The sequence below is a fragment of the Bradyrhizobium sp. genome, assembly GCF_035273305.1.
Classification (GTDB): domain Bacteria; phylum Pseudomonadota; class Alphaproteobacteria; order Rhizobiales; family Xanthobacteraceae; genus Bradyrhizobium.
This window is the reverse complement of the sequence record NZ_DATEPI010000051.1, coordinates 1-7,159: the sequence shown is the minus strand read 5'-3', so window position 1 is coordinate 7,159 and position 7,159 is coordinate 1. Positions and strand designations below refer to the sequence as shown.

Below are 7,159 nucleotides of genomic sequence, written 5' to 3'. Positions count from 1 at the left end.
GAAGTCGCCGTGGAGATGAAGGCTTCCGGGAGGAAAGAAGGTCTCGAACCGATCGTGATTACGATCGCGATCGAGAAAGGCGGATCCAGGATCGGCGCTACGGCGAGCGCTTCGAAGATCGCGGCTTTCAGGATCGACGGTACGGCGCAAGAGCCGAACGCTATGAAGGTGGGAGCCGACTGCACATTTCGACACGGCAGCGGGCACGCCTTCATGACGTGCTGATACGCCGACGCGTTGAACCCGCAAGCGTTGATTTTCCGGTACGTGTTGGCGCTCGGATTCCGAGCTACGTCACTTCATATCCGCTGCCCGAAGAAGTCCATGAATACCTGCCGGACTATGAAGGGTATCGGTATTTCGTCACAAACGATGAAGTTGTGCTCGTGGACCCGGACACGCTTGAAGTGGTTGCAGTGTTGGAGGACTAAGGCTTCTTCCCTCGCGTTGCCGGTGGCAGATCGCGCCGGCAACGTATCATTTTCACGCAGGTTTCGCATTGCATCTGGAGCTGCGCACTTCGCGCGGCATTTCGCACGCTCGGAGCTAGATCGACGCTGCAGAATTCAGCTCGGCCGACCGACGTCTTCCACCTTCACCTTCAGCTTCACCGTTTGATCGTTCCGCTTCACCGAGAGCTCAATATCCCGACCGACGCCAACGGTTTCCAATTGGTCGGTCAAATCCGACAGACGCCTTGTCGGTTGTCCGTTTGCGGCCACGATCACGTCCCCGAGTTCGCCACTCCCCTGATTGATACCTCGCAACCCGGCTTCCGCCGCCGGCGAGCCGGGCAACGCGCGCACGACCACAATACCCTCAATTCCGAGCCGCGTGGCGACAGCTTCGTTTGCGGCGATGATTCCAATTCCCGGGGTGGGCACCCGGCCTTTGTCGATGAGCTCGGGCACAATCCGGTTCACCGTGTCGACCGGAATGGCAAACCCGATGCCGGCGTTTGAGCCGGAGGGAGAAATGATTGCCGTCGTTACACCGATCAGTCTTCCCGCGGAATCCAACAATGGGCCTCCGGAATTGCCCGGGTTAACCGCAGCATCGGTCTGGACCACGTTTCCGATTTCCCGTCCGCCGCTGGTCGGCAGACGTCGCTTTAGTGCGCTGATCACCCCTGTAGTCAGCGACTGGTCAAGCCCGAACGGGTTGCCAATTGCGAAGGCTGATTGGCCCACCTTCAGATCGGCCGAGGTGCCGACCGCGATTGGCGCCGGCAAGTGGCTTGTATTTCGCAGTCTGACCACCGCCAAATCATAGTTCGGCGCCGTTCCGACAATCGATGCGCCAATGACTTCGCCGCTGGCGAGACGCACCGCGACCTCCTTCGTTCCACTCACCACGTGATTGTTGGTGACGATGTGACCGGCCCCATCCCACACGACGCCGGTCCCGCTCTGCTCGCGAACGCCCTCGCCTTCGAGGTCCGTGCCACCAGGACCCGGCGCTGCTCCGACGACTTGAACCACGGAAGGAGAGACCCGCTCGAACAGGCTGATCGTGGCGCGCTCGGATTCCGGCAATTCGCTTCTCGCCGTTACCGGTCGGGGAGAGGTTGCCGCATAAAGCAGGCGGTCCAGATAGGGTTGAGACCAAAGCGCGACAACAAGCAAAAACAGGAGAACGGTGGCCAGCCGGAAGAAACGCTCCTGCATGAATTGGCTCCGAATTCAATGACACTGAGAGAGATGACAAACGAAGACGTTCAGGGGAGGTTCGTTCCGCGCGTCAACCCACGTCGGAGACTTCGAACGTGAGCGGGTCGCACCTAGACATCTGAGAGCGATCAACTGCGTCGAGCAAATCACCACCGGGCGGATCGTGCGGCCATATGCGAAGAGCCATCCTCTCGCTAGCCGAGGCGAGCGCCGTTCTGGTTGAATTTGCGCACCTGTTGACTGAGGCGACTGGCGTTTCGCGTGCGGGTCGATGTCGGTTAGTGGGTGTTCGACTCCTGCCATGTTTCCAGGTCGATATCTTTTCCCTTGTTCTGCTGATCCTTTTCGACTTTTCCCTTCCAGGGCCGGTCCGTTTGTTTCGTGTTTGGCCAATCCGTCGCTTGCCGGGGATCGTCAGCTGGTGTTTCGCGCGGATCTTCTTCGTTCGGTGTCTTTCCCATGCTCATATTTGCTCTCTCATGGCTTCGGTGCGTATCGAAGAACTGCCGCCAGAACTGGTCGTTCCAGGGTCGGCATCTCAGGGCAAGACCGCCCAAGACGCGTGAAATACCGCGTCAGCGCCGGCAGTTATGGTGGTAACAAGCTTGTGAGAGAGTCTGCTTCCGAACATAAGTTCTTGGATTGGATGGACTAATTTAGCCAAGCGCTGCTCAGCCATGGGCGCGTCCTTCGAAGAACCCCGTCCTGCTGCCCCCGCTCTGGACGGGGTTTTCTTTGCTGGAGCCTCCACCCTGTTCTCACGTCCGGGATATCGAAGCGGCCATTACGGCATCGGGTCGAAGGTGTGCAGCCGCAGCCGAGACGGCTTTACTCGGAGTGAAAACGGTTACAGTTCGTTGATGCGTGCACCGTTGTCGAGCAGTGCCTTCTCGCCCTTAGGCGTGAGTTGGTAGAGGTCGCCGTCCTTTTCGACGTAGCCTTCAATTACCAGCGTGTCGACTTCATTGCCCGCACCGCCATCGAACGCTACGGAATTGTCGATTTCCTTGAGAATGGCGAGTTGTTGGTCGGTCAGCATGGCCCCCTCACATCGCAGAGAACACGCGCGCCCGATTTAGGTTCCTGAACGGCGAAGCCTGAACATCGCGCACGCGGTCGCGCAGGTGACGGTTGAGACGCCGGTTCATCCAACTGGCCGCAGGTCGTAAGCCCGGAACTTTCGTAACATTTGTTTGTTCTTGCTGCCTTTGAGAGCGTCGCGTTACGGCTCCGAGGTGTTCATGAGGACTCGCGCGCGGTTGGCCGCCGTGATTGCTATCGTTTCAACGCTTCCCGGTTGTACGGGATGGCAATCAGCGCTCGACCCGCAATCTCCGCAGTCCGATCAGCTAAAGCACCTGTTCATCGTCTTTCTCGCTATTTCAGTGATCGTATGGATTGGCGTGATGGTGGCGCTGTTCCTCGGCGTCACCCGCCCTAACGGCCGCCGGAATCAACCGCTTGCAATCCGCACGGCCTTTGAAAGAGCCGCGGGTCGAACCATTGCTGTCGGAGGAGTCGCAACAACTCTGATCGTGTTGGGATTGTCGATCATCAGCTATCGCACCCAAGGCGCCATTTTCGGCAAGGCTCCGGACTCACTCGCGGTGAAGGTCATCGGACATCAATGGTGGTGGGAAATTCAATACCAAGCGGACGGCCCATATCTGGAATTCAACACCGCAAATGAAATCCGCGTCCCGGTCGGAAAGCCCGTAACTGTCAAGCTCGAGACCACTGACGTCATTCATAGCTTCTGGGTGCCGAGCCTGATGGGGAAGATGGACCTGATCAACGGCCAGCAGAACGCCATACAGTTTACGGCAAACAAAGCGGGGGTTTATCGCGGCCAATGCGCAGAGTTTTGCGGGCTGCAACATGCGCACATGGCATTTACAGTTGTGGCGCTTCCTCCTGACCAATTCTCGACATGGCGCAACGCTCAGATTAGTAGCGCCGCCTCACCGCCCGATCCGCTCGCCCAACAGGGCGAGCTTTTATTTCGCTCAAGGGGTTGCGCCTTGTGCCACAGCATCCGAGGCACGCCTGCAGGCGGTCAGCTCGGGCCGGACCTGACGCACCTAGCCGGAAGGACAACGATCGCCGCGGGCGCGCTGCATTTCTCCTCGGGGGCGCTAGCCGCCTGGATCGCAGATCCTCAACACATCAAGCCCGGCAACCACATGCCGAGAATGCCAATCCACTCGGACGAATTGATCGCGATCGTCCATTATCTGGAGAACTTGCGGTGACCGAACTGGCGAGTGACTCACCGCGAGATATTCGCGATCATCAGGTGGAGGAGCCAGAGCTCTCACAACTGCTCTCGAGAGTATGGGGCACCCCGCGATCACTGCTGGGATGGCTGATGAGCGTCGATCACAAAGTGGTCGGCCGCCGATATATCGTCACCGCTTTTATTTTCCTGTTCCTCGGCGGGGCCCTGGCGGTCCTGATGCGAATTCAGCTCTCGAAATCCGAGCAGCACTTCCTGAGCGCCGACAAATACAATCAGATCTTCACGATGCACGGTTCGACGATGATGTTCTTGTTCGCCGTGCCGGTGATGGAAGCATTTGCCGTTTATCTTGTCCCGCTGATGGTCGGCACACGCAACATCGCGTTTCCGCGTCTCAACGCATTCAGCTACTGGACCTATCTTTTAGGCGGCTGCTTTCTCTGGATTTCGTTCTTTCTCAATGTCGGCCCCGACGTTGGCTGGTTCGCTTACGTTCCGCTTTCCAGCCTGCAGTTCAATCCGACCAAGCGTGCCGATGTCTGGGCGCAGATGATCACCTTCACAGAAGTCGCCGCGCTTGCGGTCGCCATCGAGATCATTGTGACGGTATTCAAGCAGCGCGCGGTTGGAATGACGCTCGACCGCATCCCCCCTTACGTCTGGTCGATGCTCGTGACCTCGTTTCTTGTGGTGTTTGCGATGCCGGCCGTGATGATTGCCTCCACGACGCTCATTCTCGACCGGCTGGTGAATACGCATTTTTATGACACCGCAGCCGGCGGCAACGTGTTGTTGTGGCAGCATCTGTTCTGGTTCTTCGGTCACCCCGAGGTTTACATCATCTTCATTCCCGGTAGCGGAATGGTTTCCGCGATCCTCGCCACCTTTGCTCGGCGGCCGCTCGTGGGATATCCGGTGATCATATTGTCACTGATAGCAACCGGATTTCTCGCGTTCGGCCTGTGGGTTCATCACATGTTCGTCACGGGGCTGCCGCAGCTCGGCGCAAGCCTGTTTACGGCCAACAGCATGCTGATCGCCGTGCCGAGCGGATTACAGATTTTCTGTTGGCTGGCGACTTTGTGGGACGGTCGGCCTGTATTTCGCACTCCGCTGTTGTTCGTACTGGGGTTCATAGCGATCTTTGTGTTGGGCGGTTTGACCGGAGTGATGGTTGCCTCGGTACCGATCGACACGCAGGTTCATGACACCTACTTCGTGGTGGCCCATTTCCATTATGTGCTGATCGGCGGCGCGGTGTTTCCGCTCATCGGCGCTGTCTATTACTGGTATCCGAAGATTGTCGGACGAATGCTCAGCGAGCGCATCGGCCAATGGAATTTCTGGATGGCGTTTGTCGGCTTCAATGTGGCGTTCTTTCCGATGCACATTCTCGGTCTCAACGGAATGCCACGCCGGGTCTACACCTACACAGCCGACGTCGGGTGGGACGGACTCAACATGCTCTCGAGCACTGGAGCCGTTATATTTGCGGCAAGCTTCGTCCTGTTGCTCCTCAATGTGATCTATAGCCGCTATAGCGGCGCTCCCGCCGGCGACAATCCGTGGGAAGCATCGACATTGGAATGGGCGACGACGTCACCGCCCCCGGCCTACAATTTTTCCCGCATTCCCATGATCAATCATCGAGACCCGCTTTGGGCCGACACAGACCAGCTCTCGGTGGTTGGCGGCCTAAGCGTCCAAAAGCGCGAAGTGCTGTTGGGCTCGGTGACGGATTCGGAGCCGCACACGCGCAGCTCTTCACCCGAGCCAAGCATCTGGCCGCTTATCACAGCCATTGCCGTTTGCATCTTCTTCATCGGCTCGATTTTTACGCCGTGGGCGGTGGTGTGGGGCACGCCGCCTGTTGCCGCAGCGTTGATCGGCTGGTTCTGGCCGACCGGCGACAGGGAGGATGAGGAGTGAAACAGAAGATCGCGCGCCAGGTTGCCGATCTGCCGACCTATGGATTTGGGCCCGCGAGCGCGCCCTGGTGGGGCTCGATGGGATTCATCGCCATCGAGGGAATGGGTTTTGCGATATCCATCGGCGCCTATCTTTATCTAGAGGCGACCAACCCGAAATGGCCGATCAGTTCACCTCCGCCGGATTTATGGGCGGGGACCCTCGCCACCGTTGTTTTTCTAGCGAGCGTCATTCCGAACGAAATCACCAACCGAGTGGCACATCGGCTGGATCTTGGACGCGTTCGCATCTGGCTTAGTGTGATGTCTCTGATTGGCATTGCGCTGCTGATCATCCGGGCTTTCGAGTTTGCGCACCTGAACACGCGGTGGGATTCCGACGCCTACGGTTCAGTGGTCTGGGTCATTCTAGGCTTGCACACGACCCACCTGGCGACCGACCTCGTGGACACAGTGGTGCTCACGGTGCTGATGTTCACAAGACATGCGACGCCGCGCCGGTTCAGTGACGCCACGGATAATGCGTTCTACTGGAACTTTGTCGTGCTCGCGTGGCTTCCGATATACCTGTTGCTGTATTGGGTGCCGCGACTATGACCCAAATCCAAGTGACGTTGCGCAGTTACTGGGCGGGCCTTGCAATCGGGCCCACGGCGTGGGCCATCGACACACAGCTTCAATACAGCCTGGTTTCCGGCGGCTGCACGCATCACCTCGTGCTGTTGGTCACGGTGACTGCCGTCCTGACGCTGGCCGCCTTCGCCGGAGGGTGGATGTCGTGGCGCGCGGCCCGCAACGATGCTGTGTCGGAGTGGAGCAACGAAAGCGGCGGCGGTCCCCGAACTTTCCTGGCTTGGCTCGGTCTTGGCTCGGGCATACTGTTTGGCTTGACGATTGCGAACCAGCTTGCCGCATTTCTTGTGGTCAATTCATGCTTGCGATGATTAGGCCGACCCTCGCCTTTGCTGGCGTTGTCTGTTTCACCTTCTCGCGTGCGTCTGCTCACGACGTTTCCGGAATCCTGAGTGCCGGATCGGCATGGACCTACGATCCCTGGCTGCTTGCGCCGCTATACCTCGTCGGCATTTGCTTCTATGTCGGTACGCTTAGACTCTGGCGTACCGCCGGCTTCGGTCGCGGAATAGGATGGGGACAAGCTGCGGCGTTCTGGTGCGGTTGGATGACCCTGGCGCTCGTTGTCACTTCGCCTCTTCACTGGCTGGGCGAACGCCTTTTCGTCGCGCACATGACCGAGCACGAGCTGTTGATGGTGGTGGCCGCGCCGTTGTTGGCGTTCGGCAGACTTTCGGGCGCGATCCCCT

Annotated in this window: 9 protein-coding genes; 6 read left to right on the top strand and 3 right to left on the bottom strand. The window is 58.6% G+C overall.

Going from position 1 to position 7,159, the window contains the following annotated elements:
- On the top strand, positions 1-431 hold a 431-nt coding region (locus VJV58_RS03480), incomplete at its 5' end, for a DUF1236 domain-containing protein (protein WP_324135952.1).
- 135 nt (positions 432-566) lie between these two features.
- Here VJV58_RS03480 and VJV58_RS03475 read toward each other — a convergent pair.
- The 3 genes from VJV58_RS03475 to VJV58_RS03465 form a co-directional block, all read right to left on the bottom strand.
- Positions 567-1,667 carry a S1C family serine protease gene (locus VJV58_RS03475; protein WP_324135951.1) on the bottom strand — a complete coding sequence of 367 codons (1,101 nt, stop codon included), beginning with the start codon at positions 1,665-1,667 and terminating at the stop codon, positions 567-569.
- A gap of 281 nt (positions 1,668-1,948) precedes the next feature.
- On the bottom strand, positions 1,949-2,137 hold the full coding sequence (locus VJV58_RS03470) for a hypothetical protein (RefSeq protein WP_324135950.1): 189 nt from the start codon (positions 2,135-2,137) through the stop codon (positions 1,949-1,951).
- Between the two features lie 380 nt (positions 2,138-2,517).
- Positions 2,518-2,709 (bottom strand): hypothetical protein, encoded by a 192-nt coding sequence (locus tag VJV58_RS03465; protein WP_324135949.1) that lies wholly within the window; start codon positions 2,707-2,709, stop codon positions 2,518-2,520.
- A gap of 202 nt (positions 2,710-2,911) precedes the next feature.
- Between VJV58_RS03465 and coxB the strand changes: the two genes are divergently transcribed.
- The 5 genes from coxB to VJV58_RS03440 form a co-directional block, all read left to right on the top strand.
- Positions 2,912-3,922, top strand: coding sequence for a cytochrome c oxidase subunit II (coxB, locus tag VJV58_RS03460; RefSeq protein ID WP_324135948.1), 1,011 nt, complete (start codon positions 2,912-2,914; stop codon positions 3,920-3,922).
- A 5-nt stretch (positions 3,923-3,927) separates the two neighbouring features.
- Positions 3,928-5,838, top strand: coding sequence for a cytochrome c oxidase subunit I (gene ctaD, locus VJV58_RS03455; protein ID WP_414641392.1), 1,911 nt, complete (start codon positions 3,928-3,930; stop codon positions 5,836-5,838).
- Positions 5,835-6,434 (top strand): cytochrome c oxidase subunit 3, encoded by a 600-nt coding sequence (locus VJV58_RS03450; protein WP_324135946.1) that lies wholly within the window; start codon positions 5,835-5,837, stop codon positions 6,432-6,434. The genes ctaD and VJV58_RS03450 overlap by 4 nt, the downstream gene beginning before the upstream one ends.
- Positions 6,431-6,781, top strand: coding sequence for a hypothetical protein (locus VJV58_RS03445; RefSeq protein ID WP_324135945.1), 351 nt, complete (start codon positions 6,431-6,433; stop codon positions 6,779-6,781). The genes VJV58_RS03450 and VJV58_RS03445 overlap by 4 nt, the downstream gene beginning before the upstream one ends.
- On the top strand, positions 6,769-7,159 hold a 391-nt coding region (locus VJV58_RS03440; protein WP_414641391.1), incomplete at its 3' end, for a cytochrome c oxidase assembly protein. The genes VJV58_RS03445 and VJV58_RS03440, both read left to right, overlap by 13 nt.

Coding starts and splice junctions, on each gene's coding strand:
- VJV58_RS03475 (WP_324135951.1), bottom strand. CDS start 1,667: ATGCAGGAGCGTTTCTTCCGGCTGGCCACCGTTCTCCTGTTTTTGCTT.
- VJV58_RS03445 (WP_324135945.1), top strand. CDS start 6,431: ATGACCCAAATCCAAGTGACGTTGCGCAGTTACTGGGCGGGCCTTGCA.
- VJV58_RS03465 (WP_324135949.1), bottom strand. CDS start 2,709: ATGCTGACCGACCAACAACTCGCCATTCTCAAGGAAATCGACAATTCC.
- VJV58_RS03470 (WP_324135950.1), bottom strand. CDS start 2,137: ATGAGCATGGGAAAGACACCGAACGAAGAAGATCCGCGCGAAACACCA.
- coxB (WP_324135948.1), top strand. CDS start 2,912: ATGAGGACTCGCGCGCGGTTGGCCGCCGTGATTGCTATCGTTTCAACG.